The organism is Streptomyces similanensis, assembly GCF_039543625.1.
GTDB classification, from domain to species: domain Bacteria; phylum Actinomycetota; class Actinomycetes; order Streptomycetales; family Streptomycetaceae; genus Streptomyces; species Streptomyces similanensis.
Window position 1 is genome coordinate 19,679 of the sequence record NZ_BAABKC010000046.1, and the last position, 24,660, is coordinate 44,338.

The 24,660-nt window shown below is 74.6% G+C and carries 18 protein-coding genes; 12 read left to right on the plus strand and 6 right to left on the minus strand.

Annotation, left to right across the window (positions count from 1 at the left end):
• Nucleotides 1-9: 9 nt before the first annotated feature.
• On the plus strand, nt 10-1,176 hold the full coding sequence (locus tag ABEB07_RS16625) for a serine hydrolase domain-containing protein (protein ID WP_345669047.1): 1,167 nt from the start codon (nt 10-12) through the stop codon (nt 1,174-1,176).
• Here the strand turns inward: ABEB07_RS16625 and ABEB07_RS16630 are convergent.
• Both ABEB07_RS16630 and ABEB07_RS16635 read right to left on the minus strand, forming a co-directional pair.
• Entirely contained in the window at nt 1,169-1,693 is a 525-nt protein-coding gene (locus ABEB07_RS16630) for a hypothetical protein (RefSeq protein WP_345669049.1), read from the minus strand. The genes ABEB07_RS16625 and ABEB07_RS16630 overlap by 8 nt on opposite strands.
• 120 nt (nt 1,694-1,813) lie before the next feature.
• A complete protein-coding gene (locus tag ABEB07_RS16635) occupies nt 1,814-5,617 on the minus strand; it encodes a helix-turn-helix transcriptional regulator (protein ID WP_345669050.1) in 3,804 nt (1,267 codons plus the stop codon).
• A 360-nt stretch (nt 5,618-5,977) separates the two neighbouring features.
• Here ABEB07_RS16635 and ABEB07_RS16640 point away from each other — a divergent pair, with 360 nt between their 5' ends.
• The 3 genes from ABEB07_RS16640 to ABEB07_RS16650 all read left to right on the plus strand — a co-directional run bounded on the left by ABEB07_RS16640 (nt 5,978) and on the right by ABEB07_RS16650 (nt 9,783).
• The gene (locus ABEB07_RS16640; RefSeq protein ID WP_164586716.1) at nt 5,978-6,646 is read left to right on the plus strand and encodes a helix-turn-helix transcriptional regulator; all 669 of its coding nucleotides are present in this window, start codon (nt 5,978-5,980) and stop codon (nt 6,644-6,646) included.
• A gap of 225 nt (nt 6,647-6,871) precedes the next feature.
• Nucleotides 6,872-7,621: a DUF4255 domain-containing protein gene (locus ABEB07_RS16645; RefSeq protein WP_345669051.1), complete on the plus strand. Its 750-nt coding sequence runs from the start codon at nt 6,872-6,874 to the stop codon at nt 7,619-7,621.
• A gap of 155 nt (nt 7,622-7,776) precedes the next feature.
• On the plus strand, nt 7,777-9,783 hold the full coding sequence (locus ABEB07_RS16650; RefSeq protein ID WP_345669082.1) for an ATP-binding protein: 2,007 nt from the start codon (nt 7,777-7,779) through the stop codon (nt 9,781-9,783).
• 102 nt (nt 9,784-9,885) lie between these two features.
• Here ABEB07_RS16650 and ABEB07_RS16655 read toward each other — a convergent pair whose 3' ends face one another.
• The 3 genes from ABEB07_RS16655 to ABEB07_RS16665 form a co-directional block, all read right to left on the minus strand.
• A complete protein-coding gene (locus ABEB07_RS16655) occupies nt 9,886-11,295 on the minus strand; it encodes a ricin-type beta-trefoil lectin domain protein (protein WP_345669052.1) in 1,410 nt (469 codons plus the stop codon).
• Nucleotide 11,296: 1 nt separating this feature from the next.
• On the minus strand, nt 11,297-12,754 hold the full coding sequence (locus ABEB07_RS16660) for an RICIN domain-containing protein (protein ID WP_345669053.1): 1,458 nt from the start codon (nt 12,752-12,754) through the stop codon (nt 11,297-11,299).
• A gap of 183 nt (nt 12,755-12,937) precedes the next feature.
• A complete protein-coding gene (locus ABEB07_RS16665; RefSeq protein WP_345669054.1) occupies nt 12,938-14,557 on the minus strand; it encodes a peptidoglycan-binding protein in 1,620 nt (539 codons plus the stop codon).
• 310 nt (nt 14,558-14,867) lie between these two features.
• On the opposite strand from ABEB07_RS16665, the gene ABEB07_RS16670 reads away from it, so the two are divergent.
• From ABEB07_RS16670 to ABEB07_RS16685, 4 genes are read left to right on the plus strand one after another with little or no spacing between them, the layout of a single operon-like run.
• Nucleotides 14,868-16,496 carry a phage tail sheath family protein gene (locus ABEB07_RS16670; RefSeq protein ID WP_345669055.1) on the plus strand — a complete coding sequence of 543 codons (1,629 nt, stop codon included), beginning with the start codon at nt 14,868-14,870 and terminating at the stop codon, nt 16,494-16,496.
• A 55-nt stretch (nt 16,497-16,551) separates the two neighbouring features.
• Nucleotides 16,552-16,995, plus strand: coding sequence for a phage tail protein (locus ABEB07_RS16675; RefSeq protein ID WP_009190922.1), 444 nt, complete (start codon nt 16,552-16,554; stop codon nt 16,993-16,995).
• Nucleotides 16,995-17,501 carry a hypothetical protein gene (locus ABEB07_RS16680; RefSeq protein ID WP_345669057.1) on the plus strand — a complete coding sequence of 169 codons (507 nt, stop codon included), beginning with the start codon at nt 16,995-16,997 and terminating at the stop codon, nt 17,499-17,501. The genes ABEB07_RS16675 and ABEB07_RS16680 overlap by 1 nt, the downstream gene beginning before the upstream one ends.
• On the plus strand, nt 17,498-17,656 hold the full coding sequence (locus ABEB07_RS16685; RefSeq protein WP_019983125.1) for a DUF6760 family protein: 159 nt from the start codon (nt 17,498-17,500) through the stop codon (nt 17,654-17,656). Before ABEB07_RS16680 ends, ABEB07_RS16685 begins: the two co-directional genes overlap by 4 nt.
• Before the next feature lie 2,354 nt (nt 17,657-20,010).
• Here the strand turns inward: ABEB07_RS16685 and ABEB07_RS16690 are convergent.
• Entirely contained in the window at nt 20,011-20,238 is a 228-nt protein-coding gene (locus ABEB07_RS16690) for a hypothetical protein (protein WP_345669060.1), read from the minus strand.
• Between the two features lie 547 nt (nt 20,239-20,785).
• Here ABEB07_RS16690 and ABEB07_RS16695 point away from each other — a divergent pair.
• The 4 genes from ABEB07_RS16695 to ABEB07_RS16710 all read left to right on the plus strand — a co-directional run bounded on the left by ABEB07_RS16695 (nt 20,786) and on the right by ABEB07_RS16710 (nt 24,638).
• Nucleotides 20,786-21,490, plus strand: a complete 705-nt coding sequence (locus ABEB07_RS16695) for an extensin (RefSeq protein ID WP_345669061.1) — start codon at nt 20,786-20,788, stop codon at nt 21,488-21,490.
• 78 nt (nt 21,491-21,568) lie between these two features.
• On the plus strand, nt 21,569-21,991 hold the full coding sequence (locus ABEB07_RS16700; RefSeq protein WP_164582281.1) for a phage tail protein: 423 nt from the start codon (nt 21,569-21,571) through the stop codon (nt 21,989-21,991).
• A 14-nt stretch (nt 21,992-22,005) separates the two neighbouring features.
• On the plus strand, nt 22,006-22,731 hold the full coding sequence (locus ABEB07_RS16705) for a CIS tube protein (RefSeq protein WP_164582283.1): 726 nt from the start codon (nt 22,006-22,008) through the stop codon (nt 22,729-22,731).
• Nucleotides 22,731-24,638 (plus strand): VgrG-related protein, encoded by a 1,908-nt coding sequence (locus ABEB07_RS16710; protein WP_345669062.1) that lies wholly within the window; start codon nt 22,731-22,733, stop codon nt 24,636-24,638. Before ABEB07_RS16705 ends, ABEB07_RS16710 begins: the two co-directional genes overlap by 1 nt.
• Nucleotides 24,639-24,660: the final 22 nt, after the last annotated feature.

Here is a 24,660-nt window from a genome sequence, read left to right on the forward strand (position 1 = left end):
GAGCAGCACATGCGTGCCCGTACCACCACTCTCACCGCCGCCCTCGTGCTGGCCCTGACGGCCGGCCCGCTGACCGCCGCCCAGGCGTCCACCGCACCCGCCGCCCCGGCCTCGAGCAGCGGCAGGGGCGCGCCGGTCGGGACGGCGCCGGACGCCGGGGCGCTGTCCGCCGCGATCGCCGGGCTGCCGGACCAGGACGCCACCGCCGCTCTCGTCCGGGTCGGCGGGACCGATGGCGTCTGGCGCGGCAGCGCGGGCGTGCACGACCTGGACAGCGCCGCGGCGGCCGACCCGGACGCCCGCTTCCGGGCCGGTTCCACCACGAAGGTGGTGACGGCCGCGCTCGTGCTGCGGCTCGCCGCGCAGGGGCGGATCGACCTGGGCACGCCGGTCCAGCACTATCTGCCGGCTCTGCTCACCCGTGCGTTCCGGCCCGTCACCGTACGGCAGTTGCTGAACCACACCAGCGGCATCCCGTCCGGCGACGGCTTCGGGGACTCCTTCGAGGAGCAGTACGCCCACCGCTTCGACACGCTGACGCCGCGTGAGGTGGTGGCGTCGGCGGTGGCGAAGGGGCCCGAGTTCGCGCCGGGCAACCGCCAGGACTATCTGAACATCAACTACACGATCCTCGGACTGCTGGTGGAGAAGGTGACCGGGCGGTCCTACGCCGACGAGGCGACCCGGCTCGTGCTGCGCCCCGCGGGGATGCGGGACACGTACTTCCCGGGCGACCAGCCGCGCATCGACGGTCCGCACAACCACGGCTACCAGGCGGTGCGGCAGGCCGACGGGACGACCCGGTTCGTCGACGTCACCGACTGGAACCAGGCGGACCGGTGGGCGGCGGGCGACATGATCTCCACCACCGCCGACCTGGAACGCCTGGTGCGCGCGCTGTTCTCGGGCCGCGTCGTGCCGCGGCCGCAACTGCGCGAGATGTTCACGCTCCCCCGGCACATCGAGGGCGCCGTCTACAGCGCGGGCCTCCAGCGCTTCGAGTACGGCGGCCGGGTGTACTGGCTCAAGTCGGGTGCCCGCTACGGCTACAGCACGATGATCGCCGCGACCCGCGACCTGAGCCGCACCCTGGTCTACTCGGTGAACTCCACCGACGCCAAGGGCGAGGAGATGAACCCGGTGGCCGAGCGGATCGCGCGGGCCGCCCTCAAGTAGCCGCCGGGACGGCGGCGGCGGGCGCGGTCAGTGCCTCCAGCCGCTTGATCCGGCGCCGCACGACGTACAGCGGCACGATGCCGAACACCCCGAAGGACATGTCGATCAGCGACCACCAGAAGGGGATGCCGCGCACCGGCCCGCAGATCAGGGCGAGCGGCACGATGCCGGCACAGGCGATCATGCCGAACTCCACGACCCAGATGTTGCGCACCGGGTCGCGGTAGGGGCCGTAGAAGGCGACGGCGATGACCAGGTGCGCGAAGGCCAGCCAGTCGGTGCCGTACAGCAGGAACGGGTAGTCGGCGTCGGCGGTGTCGAGGCCGTGCCGCACCCGCTCGATCCACTCCGTCAGCGCGGGCAGGTGTTCGGGCACGGACAGGGAGTTCAACAGGCTCTCGGTCCACCGCAGTTCGTGGACCAGCGGGAAGGCGGTGGCTCCGCTGAGCACCAGGCAGACGACGAAGAGAACCAGCCAGGCGCGGATGCCCTTGAGCAGGGCGGCTCTGTCGCTCATGGCAGGAGCGTACGCCTGACTTGAACATGTTCAAAAGTGGGGGGTCGGGCGCGGTGTCCCGGCCCCGGGCCGGACGCGGCACACCGGCGCGGCGCGGCCGGCCGCGCGCCCGGAGCGTGTTCAGGGGGCGGACATGCCCGGGCAGCGGTCGGCGGCGGGGCGGTCCCGGCCGCCGGTCCGCTCCGCGCCGAGCGCGTCGCGCAGTTCACCGCGCCGCCGGATGCCCAACTTCTTGTAGGCGCTGGTCAGATGGGTCTCCACGGTCCGTCGGGCCAGGTGCAGCGATGCGGCGATCTCGGTGTTCGTCCGCCCGGCGGCGGCCAGTTGGGCGATGCGCCGCTCGCTGCCGGTAAGGGCGGCCGAGCCGGTGCGGGCGGTGCCGGGACTGCGGGCGCCGACCGCGCGCAGCGCCTCCTCCGCCAGGACGCGCAGCCGTACCGCGCCCAGGCGTTCGGCGCGTTCCGCGGCCTCGCGCAGGCACTCCCTGGCCCGCGTCCGCTCCCCCGCGGCGGACAGCTGGCGGCCCCGGCCCAACAGCGCGGCCACCAGCTCCGGTTCGGCGCCGGACGGCGCGTCGCGCAGCAGCCGTACGGCCTCGTCGGCCAGTTCCAGGCCGCGCCGGCCGCCGGTGGCGGCGGCCAGCACCCGCAGGGCGCGGCCCACCGTGCGCGGGGTGTCCCACACCCGGGCCAGCCGCAGTTCCTCCTCGGCCAGCGCGAGCGCCTCGCGGGGAGCGCCGAGCGCGAGCCGGCACTCGGCGGCGGCCGTGCGCCACGGGGTGACGACCGGGCTGACCACCTCGCGGGCCGACTGACGGCGGCCGCACTCCAGGAAGTCGTGCAGCGCGCCCGCGTGGTCGCCGGCGGCGGCGCGCTGCGCGCCGCGCGCGTACAGGAACCGGTTCAGCTCGAAGGAGTCGGGCGCCGCCCCGAGGTCGAAGGCGTCGGCGAGCCGCCGTGCCTCGTCGGTGCGGCCCTGCGCCACGAGGGCGAGCAGGGTGTGGGCGTGGGTGTTGCCGGGCCCCGCGGCGAATCCGACCGGCGGCTCGCCCGGCAGCCGCCCGTACAGGCCGCGGGCCGCCTCGATGTCGGCGCGGGTGTTGAGCAGCGCCTGGTGCATCGGGTGCAGCAGGCCGGGCCGCTGGCCGGCCAGTCCGCGGTCCACCAGCCGGTCCGCCTCGTCGAGTTCGTCGGCCCACTGGGCGACCGCGGCGGCGGTGCCCAGCAGGAACGGCTCGGTCAGCGGGTCGGACGGTTCGGCGAGCAGTTCGCGCACCTGGCGCATCGCCTCCCGCGCGGAGGTGTGCCCGGCGGTGGCGGCGTGCCGGACCAGCAGCGCGCGGGCGGCGGGTCCGGACAGCTCGGGCGAGTGGGCGGCGGCCTCGCGCAGCAGGCCGTAGACGTCGCGCCGTACGGCCGAGTCCCAGTCGGAGAGCAGGGCGGAGGCGGTGCGCAGGGCGCCGACCAGTTCGGGGCGGTCGGTGAGCTGTCCGTCCACCGCGCACAGCACCTCCACGGCGGCGCGGGCCCTGCCGTGGCCGGCCAGCGCGGTGCCCAGGGCGACGGCCGCGCGCACCCGGTCCTGCGGGGTGCCGGGCTGCCGCAGCGCCTCGGTGAGGCGGGGTATCCCGGCAGCGGAGTCCCGGCAGGCGCACTCCAGCGAGCCCAGTTCGATCAGCAGCCGCTGCCTGCGTCCGCCGGTGAGCGGTTCGTCCAGGGCCCGGCGCAGGAAGGCCACGGCGTCCTGGGGGCGGTCCTCGCGCAGGGCGCGGTCGGCTGCCTCCTGGAGCACGTCCGTCGCCCAGGCGGCGCCCACCGGACCGGCGGGCAGCAGTTGCCTGGCCACCGCGTCGACGGGCGCGCCGTGGTGCAGCATCGCCTCGGCGACCGCCCGGTACGCCGTGCGCCGCCGGGCCGCGGAGACGCCGGTGAGCACCGCGTCCCGCAGCAGGGGGTGGGCGTAGCGGGGGCGGCCTTCGGCGTCCTTGCGCAGCAGTCCGAGGCCGGTCATGGCGGTGAGCCAGCCGGCCACCCGGGCCGGGTCGGCGCCGGCCAGCCCGGCGAGCAGCGCGGCGGGCGCCGTACCGGAGTGCCCGCCGACCGGTCCGCGTCCGCCCCGACGCCTTCCGTGACGGTCCTGGCGGTCGTGGGCGTCGGGCCCGCCGTGGCCGTCGTGGCCCGCGGTGGTGCGGTACCGGGGCGGCTGCGGGAGCCGGGGGTCGCGGTGCGGGGGCGGGGGCGCGGGGGCGCCGTCCGGGGTGGGCGCCTGGCCGCCCCGGCCGGGGAGATCGCCGTGTCCGCCGGGTGGACCGCTGCCCCAGCCAGGCAGGCCGGACCCGCCGGGAAGCCCGCTACCCCCGCCAGGCAGCCCGGACCCGCCGGGAAGGCCGCTGCCCCCGCCGGGAAGGGCGCTGCCCCAGCCGGGGAGGCCGCCGTCCCTGTCAGGGAGGCCACCGCTCCGGACGGGCAACCCGCCGTTTCCGCCGGGGAGATCACCGTGCCGGCCGGGCAGCCCGCCGGGCAGACCGCCGGACCCGCCGGACAGGCCGCTGCCCCCGCCGGTCGGACCACCGTCCCCGTCAGGGAGATCGCTGCGCCAGTCGGGCGAACCGCCGTACCCGCCAGGCAGATCGCTGCCCCCGCCGGGCGAACCGGCGTACCCGCTGGACAGATGGCCGTACCCGGCGGGCAGACCGCCGTACCCGCCGGACAGACCGCTGCCCCCGCCAGGCAGACCGCCGTACCCGCCGTGGACATCGTTGCCCCAGCCGGGCAGACCCCCGGACCCGCCCGAAACACCGCTGCCCCAACCGGGCAGACCGCCGTACCCGCCGGGAAGGCCGCTGCCCCAACCGGGCAGACCCCCGGACCCGCCGGGAAGGCCGCTGTCCCGGGCCGGGAGGCCGGCGTCCCGGGTCCAAGGGTCGCCGTCCCGGGTCCAGGGGTCGCCGTCCGAGGGGGAGCCGAAGGCGTGGTCGGGGGACCGCCGTCGGCTCGGGTCCTCGAACGCGCGGGCACCGCCCGTGCGATCCCGTCGCTCCGCAGCGCCTCCTAAACCGGCGGCGGCTCCCGGGCCCGGTTCCGCGCGGGCCCAGCCCTCGTCCAGGATGGCGAGCGACCGTGCCACCTCCGCGGTGCCGGGGCCCGCGCTGTCCAGCCACCACGACACGGCCGCCGGATAGGCGCCCGGATACAGGGCGGCCGTCGACTCGGGCACGGCCAGGTGCCCGTCCGGCCCGGCGAGGTCGTCCAGGAGGGCCCGCAGCAGCAGCGGGCTGCCCGCGCCGGCCCGTACGCAGTCGTCGGTCCAGGACGGCGGCGCGGCCGGGAAGCGGGCGCGCACCAGCCGGGCCGCCGAGTCCGCGGTGAGCGGGGCCAGGGTGCGGGTGTGCACGAGGGCGGGCGAGAGGGTGTGCGTGAAGCCGGGGCGGGGCGCGTCCACGTCGTACTGGCTGCGTTCGGTGACGGTCAGCAGGATCGGCAGCGACAGCCGGTCGACGTGCCGGGCGGTCTCCACCAGCCAGCGGTGGGAGGGCCCGTCGGCGAGGTGCACGTCGTCCACGGCCACCAGCAGCGGGCCCTCGGCGGCGTGCGCCCGCAGCGCCTGCCACAGCGACTCGGCCTGTTCACGCTCCCCCGTCGCACGCTCGAAGTCCGGGCACCGGCCGAGGAGTTGCCGTACGACGGCGAACGGGACGGGGTCCTCGCGGTCGGCGCGCGGCGAGCACCGGGCGCGCAGCACCCGCATGCCGTACGCCTCGGCGGCCCGCCCCGCGGCCTCCAGGACGGTGGTGCGGCCGGTGCCGGTCGCCCCGCGCAGCACCACGAGGGCGCCGGCGCCGGCCCGGGCGCGCGCGGCGCGGGCCGCGATCAGCGCGGCCGCCTCCCGGTGCTCGCGCGGCTGGTCGAACGGCCCCTCCCACACCTGCCCACACCCCCGTTCATGCGTTCGCTCGCACATCTGTCACACCCCTGTACACGCCGGCTGTCGCGATGGTTCACTCGGTTGCTTCCGCTGCGGTCCGGGCGCCGCCGCCTCGCTGCGCCGCGACACCGTCCGCAGACGTAGACGTCCCTGACCGCCGTCCGGTGGCGTGACAAGGCCCACTGGGGCCGACCGATCCGTCCTCGCGGGCAATCTAGTGGTCCCGTACGCCTCTTCTCGTGGTGCCCCTCGTGGTCTTCCACGATTGTGCGGGCACCTCCCCGCGCAGAAGTCTGGGAACCGCACGCCCCGTCACCGAACCCACACAGTCGACGGGCCCGCGGACATGGGGGAAGACGGTTGCTCAGCTCATCCGGCACCACCCGCCCCGGTACGGCCGGCTCCGCCGACCGGACACCGGTGGCAGTGCACGCCACGGACCCGATCCTGCGCGAGGGGGTACTCAGCCAACTGCGCCGGTATCCCGAGGTCGACCTCCGGGAGGAGGCCGCCGCAGGTCCGGGCACCGTCGCGCTGCTCGTCGACGACACCCTCGACGAGACCGCCCTGGCCCGGCTGCGCCGGCTGGTGCGCGGTGAGGGCGCGCGGGCGGTGCTCGTGGTCAGCTCGCTCAGGGAGGCCGGGCTGCTCGACGTGATCGAGTGCGGGGTCGGCGCCATCGTGTGGCGGCACGAGGCCACCGCGCACCGCCTGGTGCAGGCCGTGCTCGCGGCGGCGCGCGGCGACGGCGACCTGCCCGCCGACCTGCTCGGCCGGCTCATCGACCAGGTGGGCACCCTGCACCGCAACGCGGCCGGCCACCCCGGCGTGCCGGTCTCCGGACTCACCGCGCGCGAGGTGGACGTCCTGCGGCTGGTCGCCGAGGGGCTGGACACCGGGGAGATCGCCGGCAAGCTCTCCTACTCCGAACGCACCGTCAAGAACGTCATCCACGGTCTGACCACCCGGCTGCATCTGCGCAACCGGGCGCACGCCGTGGCGTACGCCCTCCGGGAGGGCTACATCTGATCCGCCGGGCAGGGGCGGGCGGCCGCTCGGGCAGCGCGGTGTGCCCCGCCGCCGTCCCCGGCACGCCTGCGGGCGCGGCCCTCGGGCAGGGCAGGATCGGTCACGGCGACCGGCGCGGCGGACCGGCGCGCCGGTTCGGCATGGCGCGATCGATGCGGTGAGGGCTCCGCGCGGGGCCGGCCGGACGACGGACATGGCACAGCACGGCAGGGCGGGAGCGCGACGGTGATCCACGAGGTGGACGAGGTTCTCAAAACCCTGCTCGGGGGTGGCGCGCTGGCCGGTTCCGGCATCGACGTCGCCTTCGACGCCCCCACCCGCGACTGGGCCGCCCGGCGCAACGCGCCGACGATCAACGCCTACCTCTACGACATCCGGGAGGACGTGGCCCGCCGCCAGCGCGGCCAGCTGCCCGTGGTCGACGACCGGGACGTGGTCGTCAAGCGGCGCCGGCCGCCCCGCTGGTTCCGGCTGTCCTACCTGGTGACGGCCTGGACCCGGCAGCCGCAGGACGAACACCGGCTGCTGTCGGCCGCGTTGGCCACCCTGCTGCCGCGCGAGCTGCTCGCGCCCTCGGAACTTGGCGGCCAGCTGGGCGCGTTGGGCATGGCCGTACCGCTGTCGGTGGCCGGCAGCCAGACGGAGTCACGGTCCCTGGCCGAGATCTGGTCCGCGCTCGGCGGCGAACTCAAGCCGTCCCTCGACCTGGTGGTCACCGTGCCGTTCCCCGCCTACCCCGACTACGACGCCGGTCCGCCCGTCACCGAGGGCGCGGTGGTGCGCGTACGCCGCCTGGACGACGGCGGCGCGGCCGAGCCGGAGGAGCGCGCCCACCGGCCCCCGCAGGTGGCGGCGGCCCGCGCCGCCCGCTCGGCGGCCCGACGCACCCGCGGCACGATCGGTACGACCGGTGCGACCAGTACGGGCGTGACGGGCGGGACGGGCGGCGTCGCCGGAACGGACGGCACGCCGTGACCGCCCCGAGCACCTCCGCGCCGCAGCCAGCCGGGGCCACGCCCGCCGCCCACGCCACCCAAGACACTCAGGCCGCTCAGGGCACTCAGGGCACTCAGAGCACTGAGGCCGCTCACGGCGCCGAAGCCGCCCAGACCCACGATCCCGCCGACGCGCTGCTCGTCCGCCTCACCGAGCTGCGCGAGCGGGTCGCCGCGCTGGTCGACGAGCGGTCCGCGGGCGACCCCACGGCCGGCGATCCGCTGCGTGGCCTGTATCTGTCGCCGGAGGCCGTGCAACGGCTGCTGCGCCCGGCGGAGTCCCGGCCCGGCGCGCTGCCGGACGCGGCGCCGGACCCGGCACCGGGCGCGCTGCCCGGCGCCCCGGCCGGCGCCCCCGCACCGGCCCAGGACCCGGTGTCCGGACTGTGCGCGCGGCTCGGTCTGACCGAGCTGGACGCCGCGCTCCTCCTCGTCTCCCTCGCCCCCGACCTCGACCGCACCTTCGAGCAGCTGTACGGCTACCTCAACGACGACGTCAGCCGTCGGCGGGCCACCGTCGCCCTCGCCCTCGACCTGTGTGGGATCCCCGTGCACTCGGCGCCCGCGCGGGCCCGGCTGCACCCCACGGCGCCCCTGGTCTCGCTCGGTCTGCTCGCCGTGGACGAGCCCGAACGCCCCTTCCTCAGCCGGTTGTTGCGGGTGCCCGACCGGGTGGTGTCGCATCTGCTCGGCGACGACACCCCCGACCCCGCGCTCGCCGCGTACCTGCGCCCGCTGCCCGAGCCGCCGTACGCGCTCGGCGCCGACGAGGACTTCGCCCGCTTCGCCGAACTGCTGGCCGCCCGGCTCGCCGCCGCTCCCCCGCTCACCGCGTATCTGCGCGAGAGCCGGGAGGGCGACGGCCTCTCCTGCGCCGCCACCGCCCTGCGCGCCGCGGGCCGGCCGGCCCTGCACTTCGCCGGGCCCGAGGACCGGGTGTCCGACCTGCTGCGCGAGGCCCGGCTGAGCGGCGGCGTGGTCGTCGTCTCCGCGTTGCCCGAGGAACCGGGCGCGTTGGTGCGGGAGTTGGCCGCGTCCGGTGTGCCCGCGCTGATCACCGGCCGCCGGCCGTACGACCCTCAGTGGTGCGACCACGGCGCCCCCGACCCGCTGGTCCTGGAGGCGCCCCGGCGCGGTACCGGGGCGGTGCTCGCCTGGGCGGCCGTGCTCGGGCCGGAGCCCGGTTTCGACCTGGCCGCCACCGTCGCGCCGTACCACCTCCCCGACGACCGGGTCGTCCGGGCCGCCCGCGCCGCGCGGGACCTCGCCGGTTTCGAGGGCGCCGAGCTGACCGCGGCCCATCTGCGCGCCGCCGCCCGCCGCCAGTCCGCCTCCGGCCTCGAACAGCACGCCCGCCGGATCCGCCCCGCCGTCGACTGGACCGACCTGGTGCTGCCCGATCGGCCCCTGCTCCAGCTGCGGGAACTCGCGCTGCGCGCCCGGCACCGCGACCGGGTGCTCGGCGACTGGCGGCTCAGCGCGGGCGGCGGCCGGGGCCGGGGCGTCCTCGGCCTGTTCGCGGGCGAGTCCGGCACCGGCAAGACGCTGTCGGCGGAGGTCGTCGCGGCCGAACTGGGCCTCGACCTCTACGTCGTGCAGCTGTCGTCCGTGGTCGACAAGTACGTCGGGGAGACCGAGAAGAACCTGGAACGGATCTTCACCGAGGCCGACCGCACCGACGCGGTGCTCCTCTTCGACGAGGCCGACGCCGTGTTCGGCAAGCGCTCGGAGGTGAAGGACTCGCACGACCGGTACGCCAACATGGAGAGCGCCTACCTGCTCCAGCGGCTGGAGTCGTTCGACGGCATCGCGCTGCTCACCACGAACCTGCGCGCCAACATCGACGAGGCGTTCACCCGGCGGCTCGACCTGGTGGTCGACTTCCCGTTCCCCGACGTCGAGCAGCGCCGCGCGCTGTGGTGGCACAGCCTCTCCCACGTGCCGTGCGGGGACGGCCTCGAACTGGGCTCGGTGGCGGTCGACTTCGAGCTGGCGGGCGGTTCGATCCGCAGCGCCGTGGTGACCGCCGCGTATCTCGCCGCCGGCCGCGGCGACGCGGTCACCGCGGCCGATCTGCTGGAGGGGGCCCGCCGCGAGTACCGCAAGGCGGGCCGGCTGCTGCCCGGCGACGGCTCCTGGTGACGACGGCCCTCGGTGATGACGGCCCTCGGTGATGACGGCCCTCGCTGACGACTGCTCCTGGTAGCGGCGGAGCCGGTCACCGGTCCGCCGCCTCCGGGGGGCTCAGTCCTGAACGCGCCACTTCTGGTTGGGCGTTCCGGCACACGTCCACAGCTGGAGCTTGGTCCCGTTGCCGGTGCCGTTGTCCACCGCGTCCACGCACTTGTTCGCCTGCGGGTTCACCAGGTCGCCCTGGGTGCTCAGCACGAACGTCTGCGCCGGGTTGCCGCTGCACCGGGCCAGCTGGATCGCCGCCCCGTCGTCCTTGGACCCCCACGCCACGTCCATGCACATGCCGAGCGAGCGCACGGTGCCGTCGCCGAGGAACTGCCACTTCTGGTTGGGGGTGCGCTTGCAGTCCCGGATCTGGAGCCGGGTGCCGTCCCGGCCCACGCCGTCCTGCCCGCCGGTGACGTCGACGCAGCGGTCGGACCCCTGCCCGATGATCAGCTGGCCCGCCGCCTCGGCGGGCTTGGGCTTCGGCTTGGGCTGGGACCCGCCACCGCCCGACCCGCCGGACGTGCCGGAACCGCCCGAGCCGCCGGAGGTGTCCGCCGGTGGCGGGGCCGCGGAGTGTCCTCCGCTCGGCTTCTCGCTCTCGCCGCCGCCCGGCGCCGGAGCCGGCTGCTCGGGCTGCTCCTGCGGGGGCGCCGAGACCAGCGGGCGGCTAGGCTCCGCGGAGGGTGCGAGCGTGTTGCCGGCGGCGGCGACCTTCTCGGTGGCGCCGGTGCTGACGTTGGGTTTGTAGGCGATCCACAGCATGGTGAAGGTGATGCCGAGAGCCAGGAACACGCCGAAGAACGTCGCCAGCCAGCGCGGCAGGAAGCCCCGCTGAAGGTAAGTGCCCTCCACCGGCAGCGGACTGGCCCCTGAGCGGTGCACGGCCAGGGTGTACGGCCGCTGCTCCTTCGACCCGAACCAGATGATCTTCCGCGGCTTCAGCGTCGCCTTCACGAACGCCGCACGACCGGGCTCGATCTGCACATTGCTCGGATGAAGGTCGTACGACAACTGATCACCGTTGTCGCTGCCGCTGACCGACGCCGTGACCTTCGTATTGCCGAGGTTGTCCACCGCGAGCCGCGGACGCCCCCGGAACCGCCCCTTCACCGTCGGCGGGACCAGCTCCGCCCGCACCTCCGTGAACGGCGTGATCGTGAGGTTGCCCTCCGGGACCGTCACCGCCTCCGGATGCTCCGTCGGCGTGATCCGCACCGCGTACGGATTCGGACCGGCCGTCGCGTCCGGAGTGCGCGGCGGCGCGAACGTCAGCTCCACCGTCCCCGTCGTACCCGGATACAGCCGCAGCGTCTGCGGCTCCACCGTCGTCCACGGCGCGATGTCGCCGACCGGCTCGAAACGGTACTCGTCCACGACGTCACCGGTATTGCGCAACCGCAGCCGCACACGCGTACTGCTGCCGGGGTCCACCGTCGCGGACGCCGGTTCCAGCGAGGTCCACAGACCTGCCATGTCAGCCACCCGCCTGGGGGATGATCAGCCATTCCTGGTCATCGGTGTTGGAGCAGTCGAAGATCGTGAGCGGGGTGTCGTTGCCGCCGGTGCTGTAACCCGACACGTCCAGGCACTTGTTGTCGCTGGCGAAGTTGCGGATCCAGTAGGCGCCGCTCGCCTGCTTCTGCGCCCACCACAGCTGGTTGTCGTTGGTGGTGCCGTCGCAGGTGTACTCGGCGACGGGCGTACGGATGGGCTCCGCACCGTAGTTGCGCAGGTCCATGCAGAACTGGTCCTTGACGTTGCGGATCAGGAAGAGGGGGGTGCCGCCGGGGCCGCCCTTCGGGAGGGTCACGTCCAGGTCCCACAGCTGGTTGTCGTGCGAGGTTCCGTCACACGTGTACTCGCGCACGGGCCCGGCCTTGGTGCCCTTGTCGTAGCCGGGGATGTCCGCGCACTTCTTGGTGGTGGTGTTGCGCAGCACGACGTTGGAGACGGGCACCACCGGCTTGGGCTTCTTCTTGGCCGGCGCGCCGCCGCCTCCACCGCCGCTGCCGCCGCCGGAACCGCCGTCGCCGCCCGAGCCGCGGTCGCCCTTGTCGTCGCCGCCGGACGACGGCTCGGCTGGCTGCTGCGGTGCGGAGGAGGGCGTCTCGGGTGCGGGCAGGACCGGGGAGGCCGACGGGGACGGCGCGAGCGTGCTGCCCGCCTCGGCGAGCTTCTCGGTGGCGCCGGTGGCGACCTTCGGCTTGTAGGCGATCCACAGCATGGTGAAGGTGATGCCCAGGGCCAGGAACACGCCGAAGAACGTCGCCAGCCAGCGCGGCAGGAACCCCCGCTGGACGTAAGTGCCCTCCACCGGCAGCGGATTGGCGCCGGAGCGCTGCACGGCCAGGGTGTACGGCCGCTGTTCCTTCGAGCCGAACCAGATGATCTTCCGCGGCTTCAGCGTCGCCTTCACGAACGCCGCACGGCCCGGCTCGATCTGCACATTGCTCGGATGAAGGTCGTACGACAACTGATCACCGTTGTCGCTGCCGCTCACCGACGCCGTGACCTTCGTATTGCCGAGATTGTCCACCGCGAGACGCGGACGGCCCCGGAAGCGTCCCTTCACGGTGGGCGGCACCAGCTCCGCCCGCACCTCCGTGAACGGCGTGATCGTGAGGTTGCCCTCCGGGACGGTGACCGCCTCCGGGTGTTCCGTCGGTGTGATCCGCACCGCGAACGGGTTCGGCCCCGCCGTCGCGTCCGGCGTGCGTGGTGGGCTGAAGGTCAGCTCCACCGTCCCCGTCGTACCGGGATACAGCCGCAGCGTCTGCGGCTCCACCGTCGTCCACGGCGCGATGTCGCCGACGGGTTCGAAGCGGTATTCGTCGACGACGTCACCGGTGTTGCGCAACCGCAGCCGCACACGGGTACTGCCGCCGGGGTCCACGGTCGCCGACGCCGGCTCCAGGGAAGTCCAAAGGCTCACCGGTCGACGCTATGGTGGGCCCCCTTCGCGCGTCAGGAGTCGCCGGGGCACGATCGCTGCCCGAAGGGGTGGGAACGGCAACCCTCCCGGGCCCGGCCGGAACCCGTGGGCTCCGGCCGGAAAGCGCGGACCGCGGCCGAAACACGGGGGCTCGGGCGGGCCGTGCAGGCGTGTCGGGGGGGGCTACTGGTCCGTCGCCGGGAGGGGCGGGTAGTCGTCGGCGGTCACCTCGCCGGGCTGGTCCTGGGAGACGACCCTGCCGCCGTGCAGTTGCCGGTACGTGGCCTCGTCCGCCGTCCCGGTGACCGGGAGGCCCATCGCCCGCTGGTAGAGCTCGATCCGGTCCTTCAGGGCGTCGTTGGAGGGGGCGTGCGCGCGGGGCTTGACGCCTTGCAGGTACTGCATGTTCGACCGGATGAAGAGGCTCTGCACGGTCACCACGTCGTCGGTGATCCGGTCGTAGGTGGCCCACAGCAGCACGCTGTTGAACCACACCACGTCGGGGTTGTCCTCGCCGGGCCGGATGCCGGCCGTGTTCTTGCCGAGGTGGGCCATCAGCAGGGCCGTCATGGTGGAGCGGCCCAGGTTGCCGAGGCCGTCCGTCTTGACCATGACCCCGTCGTAGATGCCGTCGACCTGCCGCTGCCAGCACTTCAGGGCCTCGACCGTCGCCGTGTCCATCATGCCCACGGTGTGGTGTTCGGTGAGCCGGCACGGCGAGTCCTGCGGGAACGTGGACAGCCTGACCTGGGCGAACTGCACGAACAGGTTCGGCCCGTCGCCCGGCCGGAAGGGGAGCGGACCGCGGGGCGCGTCCTTCTCCGTCTTCGCCGGCACTCCGCCGCCGTTCTTCGCCGCCGATCCGCCGGAGCCGTCCCCCTTGGCCCGGTCGTCGCCGCCACCGCCCGCCGGGAGGGCGAGCCCCGCCCCGCCGTCGTCCCCGTCCGCCGCGTCGCCGCCGGCGCCCCGGGACGCCCCGCCGGAGGGCGGCACGGCGATCGAGGGCATGGCGGTCGGCAGCGCGGTGGCGGCGGCCTCCGCCAGCTTCTCGGTGGCCACGCTGCGCACCTGGGGTCGGTAGGTGATCCAGAACATGCCGAAGGCGAGGGTGAGGGCCAGGGCGATGCCGAGGAGGGTGGCGAGCCAGCGCGGCAGGAACCCGCCCTGGAGGTAAGTGCCCTCCACCGGAAGGGGTTTCGCGCCGGAGCGCTGCACGGCCAGGGTGTACGGCCGCTGCTCCTTCGACCCGAACCAGATGATCTTCCGCGGCTTCAGCGTCGCCTTCACGAACGCCGCACGACCGGGCTCGATCTGGACATTGCTCGGATGAAGGTCGTACGACAACTGATCACCGTTGTCGCTGCCGCTCACCGACGCCGTGACCTTCGTATTGCCGAGGTTGTCCACCGCCAGCCGCGGACGCCCCCGGAACCGTCCCTTCACCGTCGGCGGCACCAGCTCCGCCCGCACCTCCGTGAACGGCGTGATCGTGAGGTTGCCCTCCGGGACCGTCACCGCCTCCGGATGCTCCGTCGGCGTGATCCGCACCGCGTACGGATTCGGACCGGCGGTCGCGTCCGGCGTGCGCGGCGTAGAGAAGGTCAGCTCCACCGTCCCCGTCGTACCGGGATACAGCCGCAGCGTCTGCGGCTCCACCGTCGTCCACGGCGCGATGTCGCCGACCGGCTCGAAACGGTACTCGTCCACGACGTCACCGGTATTGCGCAACCGCAGCCGCACACGCGTACTGCTGCCGGGGTCCACCGTCGCGGACGCCGGTTCGAGGGATGTCCAAAGGCTCACGCGAAGACGCTACGAACGCGCCACCACCTGGTCAGGAGTCTTCCGCGCACAGCCGGTGCCCGATCGGCCACCCCGCCCGGACCGGTCCGGCGACCCGCCGGGGCACCCGGGCCGGGCCACGGCCGACGCGCACGGCGGCCCGGGGTGGCGGCGGCGACGGCGCGCGCCGCCACCCCCGGCCGCCGTGCGCCGGACTGCCCTTGTGGGCAACGGGAATGCCCCCGACCCGGCACCGCAAGACGTTTCGGCCGACGCGCCTCGCGCGTGAGGCTGGACGAGATCCTTACTCGTACCCCGAGGAGCGCGGAGCATGCCTTCCTACCTGTCGCCCGGCGTCTACGTCGAGGAGGTGGCCAGCGGTTCGCGCCCGATCGAGGGAGTGGGCACCTCGGTGGCGGCCTTCGTGGGGCTCGCCCCGGCCGGACCGCTCAACGAGCCGACGCTGGTGACCAACTGGAGCCAGTACGTCGCGTCCTTCGGTGAGTTCACCGACGGGTACTACCTGGCCCACTCGGTCTACGGCTTCTTCCAGAACGGCGGCACCGCCGCCTACGTCGTGCGGGTCGGCGGCTCCAGCGAGGGCGCCGCCCTCGACGCGGACGCCTCGGCCGGCCGCAACGGCAAGTCCCCGGCCGCGGTGGGCGCTTCCGCCGCCCCGGCCGCGCTGCCCGCCGCCGAGCCGACGCAGATCGGCACGTTCGCGGTGACCGCCATCGCCTCCGCGCCCGGCGGCGGCTCGCTGAGCGTGGAGGTCGCCGACCCGGAGGGCGAGGGCCCGGCCGAGCGGTTCCGGCTGATCGTCAAGGACGGCGACAAGGCGGTCGAGACCTTCGACGTCACGGCCAAGAAGGGCGGCCGCAACTACGTCGTCACGCAGGTCAAGGAGCGCTCCAAGCTCATCACGGTGACCGAGACGGCGCCGGCCGCGCAGCTGGCCCGTCCCGACAACCAGACGGTGGCCGTGGCCGCCCCGGCGCCGGCTCCGGCCCCCGCCGTGCCGGCGGCCTCCGACCCGGTGCGCGACTCGCACCCGGGCCCGGCCTCGTACCTGGGCGACAGCGCGGACCGGACCGGGTTCGGCGGCCTGGAGGCCATCGACGAGGTGTCCATGGTCGCGGTGCCCGACCTGATGGCCGCCTACCAGCGCGGCGCGATCGACCTGGAGGCCGTCAAGGCGGTCCAGCTCGGTCTGATCGCGCACTGCGAGCTGATGGGCGACCGGGTCGCGGTCATCGACCCGCCGCCGGGGCTCAACGCCCGCCAGATCCGCGTCTGGCGGCAGGAGACCGCCGGCTACGACTCCAAGTACGCGGCCCTGTACTACCCGTGGATCAAGTCCTTCGACCCGAGCAGCGGTCAGACCCGGATGATCCCGCCGAGCGGCCACATCGCCGGCATCTGGGCCCGCAACGACGCCGAGCGCGGTGTGCACAAGGCGCCCGCCAACGAGGTCGTGCGCGGCGCGGTCGATCTGGAGACCCAGATCACCCGCGGCGAGCAGGACCTGCTCAACCCGATCGGCGTCAACTGCATCCGCGCCTTCCCCGGCCGCGGCATCCGCGTCTGGGGCGCCCGCACCCTCTCCTCCGACCCGGCCTGGCGCTACCTGAACATCCGCCGGTACTTCAACTACCTGGAGGAGTCGATCCTGATCGGCACCCAGTGGGTGGTGTTCGAGCCGAACGACCACGCGCTGTGGGCGCGCATCCGGCGCAACATCTCGGCGTTCCTGGTCAACGAGTGGCGCAGCGGCGCCCTGTTCGGACAGCGCCCCGAAGAGGCGTACTACGTCAAGTGCGACGAGGAGACCAACCCGCCGGAGTCGGTGGACGTCGGCCGGGTCGTCTGCGAGATCGGCATCGCGCCGGTCAAGCCGGCCGAGTTCGTGATCTTCCGGCTGGCCCAGTTCTCCAGCGGCAGCGGCGAGTTGGAGGAGTAGGCGCGAGCGCCGCTCCCCCCGTCGCCCTCAACACCCCTAGAAGGACAGCGAACTCATGAGTCTCCAGCCGGGTGACGCCCTCACCTCGCACAATTTCGGCCTCCAGATCGACGGTGTGATGGTCGAGTACCTGGCCGAGGTCAGCGGCCTCAGCATCGAGCAGGACGTCATCACCTACCAGCAGAACACCCCGGGCGGCCAGAACGTGGTCAAGAACCTGCCGGGTGTGAAGAAGAACGGCACCTGCACGGTGGTGCGCGGCATGACCCAGTCGGCGTCGTTCACCCAGTGGATCAACCAGTCGATCACCGGGCAGATGACCACCGCCCGCAAGAACGCCTCCATCATCATGATGGACTTCCAGAACAACCCGGTGAAGCGCTACCACCTGCGCAACGCCTGGTGCAGCAAGATCGACGCGAGCACGGTCAAGGCGGGCGAGGCCGCCGCCCTCACCGAGACCGTGACGATCACGTTCGAAGAACTGGTCATCGAGTAATGCGGCGATCGGCTGCCAGGCCCGGCGGCGCCGTCGCGCACGCCGGCCCGGACGCGGCGGAGTCCGCGCCGGAGCCGGCGGTGGCGGCGGCCCCGCCGCCGCAGCAGCAGCAGCAGCTCCCGCTCCAACAGGAGGCGCTGCGCACCGAGTTCCCCTTCCAGCTGCCCCGCGGGTACGTCGACGAGTCGGGCGCCGTGCACCGGGACGGGACGATGCGCCTGTCGACCGCGCGGGACGAACTCGTGCCGCTGCGGGACGTACGGGTGCAGGAGAACCCGGCGTACCTGTCGGTCGTGCTGCTCGGCCGGGTCATCACCCGGCTGGGCACGCTGCCCATGGTCCACGACGGGATCGTGGAGAACATGTTCGCCTCCGACCTGGCGTTCCTCCAGGACTTCTACCGCCAGATCAACGCGGAGGGACACACCCGCGCGGCCGTGCGGTGCCCGCACTGCGCGGAACCCTTCGAGGTGGAACTCGGCGGGAGCCGCCTGGGGGAATCGTGACGTACGCGACCGACCGGCTGCACGAGGAGATCGCGTACGTGGCCTACCACTTCCACTGGAGCATGGACGAGATCCTGGACCTCGAACACCACGACCGCCGCCGCTACACCGGCGAGATCGCGTCCCTGGTGACACGCGCCGGGGCGGAGGGCTGATCGATGGGTCTCCTGGACCGGTTCCGCGGACGGGCGGACGACGGACGTGCCGACGGGAACGCGGTCGGCTCCGGCGGCGAGGTGGCCGCCCCCTCGGTGCCTTCGGCGCCGTCGGGGACGGTGGCGGCGGTGGCGGTGGCCTCCGGCGGTGACGAGGGGCCGGCGGGCGGCGGCCGTGCGGTCGCGCCCGCGTCCTGGCCCGCGCTGCCCCCGATCCAGCGTGCGCTGGCCCCGAACCCGGCCGGTGTCGCCGACCGCGGCTTCGGCGGGCGGCTGCCCACCTGGCAGAACCCGACCTTCATGGGCACGGCCTCCCACTCCGTCCTGGACGGCCGCTCCAGCGCGCTGCTCGGCGGCGGTTCGGCGCACCCGCTGCCGGGCCGCCCGGTGACGGGCCTTGAGCGACCGGCGACGTCGCTGCCTTCGGCGACGCCCCCGGGCGCCGCCCAGGGGCCGTTGGTGCAACGCGCGCCGGCGGTGCCGCTGCGGTGGCTTGCGCCGCGTGGGGTGTCGGCGGGGACGTCTGCGCCGTCGGCGCCGGGTGCGCCGTCCTCATCGGCGCCGGGTGCGCCGTCGCCCGCGGGCGGTGGCGCTGCCGTACGGCCCGGTGGCGGTGCGCCAGGCTCCGCTCCCGGGGCGGCCGGTGGGGCCGTCCGTCCCACGGCGACCCCTGGGACCGTCCGCCCGGCCGCCGCGTCCGGGGCCGGATCTCCCGGTACGGCCGCCGCGGCGGCCGGTGGTACGGCCGGTGTCGCGGGCACGCCTGTTCTCCGGGCCGCCGCCCGGTCCTCGGCCGCCGCTGCCGCCGGGGCCGGTGCGCAGGGCGCCGCGGGCGGGTCGGCTCGTTCCGGTGGCGGGCCGGTCTCCGCGCCCGCGTCCGCGCCTGGTGGCGTGGGCCGTTCCGGTGCGTCCGGGTCCGCCGCCCTGGACTCGTCCCCGGCGGCTTCGGGGACGCCTGCCGCTGCGGGGGCTGCCGCCTCGGGGGCGGGCACTCCGGCGGTCGCGCCCGCGCCGGTTCCGCCCGTGGTGTCGCCCCGGGCGCCTCTCACGCCATCGGCGCCCCCGGCCCCGGCCGCCTCCGGGCTGCGGGTGAGCCCTGTCCGTACCGGACCGGCGGCCGCGACTCCTGCGGCGTCGCTCACCCGGACACACAGCAGGGTGCTTCCGGTGTCCCGGCGCATGGCCGCGTCCCCGGCCGCCGGTCCCGCGTCCGCTGCGGGGAAGGCCGCCGACTCCCGTGGTACGGCGAGCGGTTCGCCGACGCCGACCGCCGAGGGTGACAGCGGCCCCGCACCCGCGGCGCGGCGCGCCGAGCGGTCGTCCGAGGGGCCGGACGCGCCATCGGCGTCCGCCGCCGGGAGCGGGAGCACCAGTGATGGGCATGCCGGTAGCGGGAATGCCGGTGCGGTGCCGCCGGTGCAGCGGGCGGTGAGCCCGGCCGGTGTTCCGTCGTCCACCGACGCGGTCACCTCCGCAACCGCATCCGCAGCCACAGCCGCAGCCGCCTCCGCCGGGCTTCCGCCTTTGCCTCCCGTCGCCGCGCCCGCTTCCGGTCCGGTGACGGGCGAGGGCGCGGGCGGTGCCGTACGGCCGTCGGGCGCCGGTCCGGTGCCCGGGACGTCCGAGCGGCGGAGTGCGGGCGCGCCGGACGGCTCGGCGGGCTCGACGCCTCGGCCCTCGGCCGCGACGGGCGCCGGGAGTTCGGCCTCCGCCGCGGGCTCGGGCGCCGGGAGTTCGGCCTCCGCCGCGGGCTCGGGTGCCGGAGGGTCACGGCCCGCCGTGCAGCGCCGGACGTCGGACGGCGGCGGTCGTACGCCGCGTTCCGGTGCGACGCCGGGAACCGGCGCCCCGGTCCGTCCCCCGGCCGCCTCTTCCGGCACGACGCCGTCCGCGCCCGCTCCGCGCACTCCGGTGCGGGGTGAAGCCGCGTCGGGAGGCTCCGCGCGGGGCGCGCAGCCTCCGGCCGCCGATGTGCCCGTACAGCGGGCGCAGTCGGGTCCTGCCCCTACTCCGGCCGCTCCCTCGGCCGCGCCCGCGTCCGCTCCGGGGTCCGCTCCGGTGAGTGGAGCAGAGCCGGCCGCCTCGCCGCAGACCGCGCGCCCACCGGCTGCCGACCTGCCCGTACAGCGGGCGCAGGCGGCTCCTTCCGCGTCCGCCGCGCAGTCACCGGCGACCGCGCCCACGACCGCCGCCGGGCCCGCCACGCGTCCGGCCGCCCCCGCTGCCGCCGAGCCCTCCCGCCCGGCCGCCGGAACGTCCTCACCGGCCGCGGAGACCTCCCGAGCCGCCACGGAAACGGCCCGGTCGACCCCGCAGACCTCCCGGTCGGCCTCAGACGTCTCCCGGTCGGCCGGTCACTCCGCCGCCGAATCGTCCCCGTCGTCCGCCCCCGCGGCGGCTGCCCCGCGCTCGGCTGCGACGCCCGCCGCCGAGCCCTCGTCCGCCCCCGCGCCGGTCGTCCAGCGCAGCGCCGACCGTCGTGCGCCGCGTCTCGGACTCGGCGCGCCCGTCTCCGCGCGGCCCTCCGCAGCGGCGACCCCCGAGCCGTCCCGGCCGACCGCGCCGACCGCAGGCTCCGACACGGCCAAACGGTCCGACCTGCCCGTCCAGCGGGCCACCCCGGCCGACCGCACACCCGCGCAGCGGCCCGCGCTCCAGCCCCAGCCGCAGCCCCAGCCCGGCGAGTCCCACCGCCCCGCCGCTCAGCCGGGCGCAACGACCCACCCCGGCCCGGCGGCCGCCCCGACCCCGGCGCCCCAGTCGGCCCACACCGCACCGCACACCACACCGCACACCCAGCCGACGTCTCAGCCGAGCACGGGCACGGGCACGGGCACGCACCCGAACCCGCACCCGAGCACACCCGCCGCCGCTCCGGGAACGTCCCCGGCCCGGACCACCGCCCCAGGTCAGCCCGGCCCGGCGGTAAAGGCAGCCCCAACCGCCGCCCACCGCCCGGCGGTTCAGCGCAGCGCACCCCCCACGGCCACGGCGCAGCCCGCACCCCGGCACACCGCGTCTCCCGACCCGAGTTCACCCGTCACACCCGCCCCCACGCCTCCGGTCGCCGTCCAGCGCACGTCCGCCTCCGCAGTCACCGCTCCCGCACCCGCCCGACGCCGCTCCCCCGTGGGAGCGCCACTGCCCACGGTCCCGGCCGACGGCGCCCCGCTCGCCACCCCGGCGGCCCCCGCCCTGCCCACGGTGTCCGTCCCCGTCGCCGTACAACGGGCGGCGGCCACGGCTCTCCCCGTCACGCCCCCCGGCGGCGACACACCCGGCCCGGCGGCCGCCCCGGCGACTCCGCCCCCGGCCTCCGCCGCCTTCCCGGCGACCGCACACCCGGCAGCCGCACACCCGATCCCTGCCTTCCCGGCAGCCGCACACCCGGCCGCCGCCCTCCCGGTAGCCCGCCTCACACCCCCCACCCCGCCGCCCCTCCCCGTGGTCCAGCGCGCCCCCCAGCTCCACAAACCCGCACCGCCGGCCACCCACACGACCCACACGACCCACGCGGCCGCCGTCCCGCACCCGCACACCACCGCCACAGCCGCCTCGCACACCCCCACACCCGTAACCACGCACCGAACCCCGGTCCCGCCCCCTCCCCCGCCGACCCACACCTCCCGTGCCGCCGCACCCCCGCCCGCCGACGCCACCGCGCCGCCGGAGTACACGGCGATCCCGCCGGGCGGCTTCGACCCGAGGGAGCTGACCGACTTCCAGCTCGACGAGCTGGTGCACCGGATCATCGGCCGCGTCACCCGGCTGATCCGCACCGAACTGCGCCTGGACCGCGAGCGGATCGGCAAGCTCCGCGATCCGCGCCGCTGAGCACCCCCGCGGCACGCGATCGCCGGGCGCCGACCGCCCACCAGGAACGACGGAAACCGAAAGAAAGGCCCACCCTCGATGTCCCGCCAGGACCCGGGCTCCACCATCTGGTTCACCCTCAGCATCGACGGCGAGAGCCTCGGCTACTTCAACGGCTGCGAGGGCCTGTCGTCCCAGGTGGAGGTCGAGCACCGCCAGGAGGGCGGCAACAACGGCTTCGTATGGCACCTGCCGACGCGCGTCACGTTCTCCACCATCCGGCTGACCCGCCCGCTCACCCCCGACACGGCCAAGGTCGCCAAGTGGATCTCGTCCGTGCAGACCGGCATCAAGCGGCCCACCGCGCAGATCACGGCGCTGCGCGCGGACGGCTCCGAGGTGGCCCGCTGGGGGCTGATCGACGTGCTGCCGGTGAGCTGGACCGGTCCCACGCTCGATCCCGCGAGCCCGGCCGTGGCGACCGAGGTGCTGGAGATCGCCCACCACGGGTTCACGGACTGAGGGGAAGCGGACACATGGCGAAAGGCAGCAGGGGCGGCGCGGGCAAGAGCCTGGTGCGGGCCACGCTCGCGATCCACCAGCCGCCCAAGGGCAAGAGCAGGACGCCCGGCGGGATCATCAAGACGTTCGGCTTCGACTTCAACCCGGCGCAGCTGTCGATGACGCGGCGCGCCAACTGGAAGGTCACCCCGGCCCAGATCGAACGCAAGGGCCCCCTCCCGGAGTTCATGGGCGCCGATCCGCGCGAGATGAGCCTGGAGATCTTCCTGGACTCCTCCGACGACCCGACGAGCAACTCGGTGCTGAAGAAGGTCGAGTCGCTGCTGTCGTGCTGCGAGGTGACGTCGCAGAGCGTGGCGGCCAAGCAGCCGTCGCCGCCGTGGGTGGTCTTCCAGTGGGGGTCGTTCTCGACGGCCCGTTTCACGGCGTACGTCAGCTCGGTGGAGGCCAGTTACACGCTGTTCGGGACGACGGGCGTGCCGATCCGCGCCACCTGCCGGATGCAGCTGCACGAGATCCCGAGCCGGACCAAGGGGCAGAACCCGACCTCGGGCGCGCTCACCGCGCAGCGGGTGCACCGGGTGGTGGCGGGCGACTCGCTCCAGTCGCTGGCCTGGCGGGAGTACGGCAACGCGGCCGCCTGGCGGGCCATCGCCGAGGTCAACGGCATCGACGACCCGCAGTGTCTGCCGACCGGCACCGAGCTGATCATGCCGGCCGCCGAGGAGGTGCGTACCTGATGGTGCAGTCCGCTTTCTCCAACGTCATCGACGTGCGGGTCGGGGGCGCCAAGCTGCCGCCCGAGTACGCCGCCGACCTCGTGGACAGCTACGTCGACCAGGGTGTGGGCGTCCCGGCGGCGTTCCGGCTGACCTTCCGCGACCCCTACCGGCTGCTGCTGGGCGACCTGGGCATCACGTTCGGCACGAAGGTGGTGCTGGCGCCGGTGGCCGACGGCGACGGGGCCGGCGATCCGCTGCTGACCGGCGAGGTGACCGGTCTGGAGGCCGACTACGACGGCACCGGCAGCTTCACCGTCGTCCGCGGCTACGACCTCGGGCACCGGCTGCTGCGCCGGCGCCGGGTGGCGGCGTACCGCAACCAGAGCGCCTCCGACATCGCCCGCAAGCTGGCCGCGCAGGACGGGGTGCCGGTCGGGAAGATCGAGTCGACGCGGACGGTGTACGAGTTCATCAGCCAGTCCAACGTGACCGACTGGGACTTCCTGGCGCGGCTGGCCGACGAGAACGAGATGGTCATGTCGGTCGACGCGAAGGGGAAGTTCCAGTTCGTCAAGCCGAAGTCGGCGTCCGGGGCGCCGTCGCCGAGCACCGACGGCGAGAAGAGCCCGTTCGTGCTCCAGGCCGGGCACGACATCCTGCGGCTGCGGGCCGCGGTCACCGCCTCCGACCAGGTGGGCAAGGTGGAGGCGCGCGGCTGGGACGTGACGACGAAGAAGAAGCTGACGGCGACCGCGCCGGCCACCGCCAACCCGGGCATCACCATCGGCACCACGCCGGGAGCCGCGGCCGGGAAGTTCGGGGCGGCGAAGCTGGTGGAGACGGGCACGCCCTACGACAAGCAGAACGAGGTGAAGTTCGCGGCCGACGCGCTCGCCGACGACGTGACCGGCTCGTTCGGCGAGCTGGAGGTCGTCGCGCGCGGAAATCCGCTGCTGCGGCCGGGAGTTCCGGTGGCGCTCGCGGAGGTCGGCGTGCCCTTCGAGGGCAAGTACACGGTGACCTCGGTGCGGCACGTGTTCGGCGACGGCAAGCACTACGAGGTGTGGGTGACGGTCAGCGGCCGGCAGTGGCGTTCGCTGTACGGGCTGGCCTCGGGCGGTTCGGACACCGCGCCCCGGCTGCCGAGTGTGGCCAACGCGCTGGTGACGGACGTGAACGATCCGCTGAAGCAGGGCCGGGTGCGGTTGCAGTTCCCGTGGCTGGACGACACGTATGTCAGCGACTGGACGCGGACCGTGCAGATGGGCGGTCTCGGCGGCGGCGGGATCTTCCCGCTGGACGTCAACGACGAGGTGCTGGTCGCCTTCGACCGGGGCGCGCTGGACCATCCGTTCGTCATCGGCGGGCTGTACAACGGCCGGGACAAGCCGACCGTGGTCGGTGACGTGCCGCTGCACGACACCGTGCGCAAGAAGGCCAGCCGGCACACCGTCTCCGACCGCGACGGCAACCGCATGGACCTGCTCAGCCAGAAGACCGGCCTGCGCAAGCAGGGGGTGCGGCTGGTGTCCGGGGACAAGCGGCTGACCATCAACCTGGACCGGACGAAGACCGAGATCATCGTGGACAGCAAGGGCTCGGTGACGATCAAGGGCAGCCGGTCGGTGTCGGTGGAGGCGGGCACCGACCTGTCGCTGACCGCCGGGCGCAGCCTGACCCTCAAGAGCGGCGGCCCGCTCAGCATCCAGAGCGCGAGCATGGTCAACATGCGGGCCGCGGGCGAGATCGGGGTCGTCACCGGGGGCGCGCTGAACCTGACGGCGGGCGGCATCGCCAACCTCACCGGCGGGGGCACCGTGCAGATCACCTCGGCCGCCAACACGACGATCAAGGCGCCGACCACGATGGTGGCCTCGCCCGTGTTCGGTGTGACCACCATCCCGGTGCCGATGGTGATTCCGTGAACAACCGTATTTCTCCGAGTGG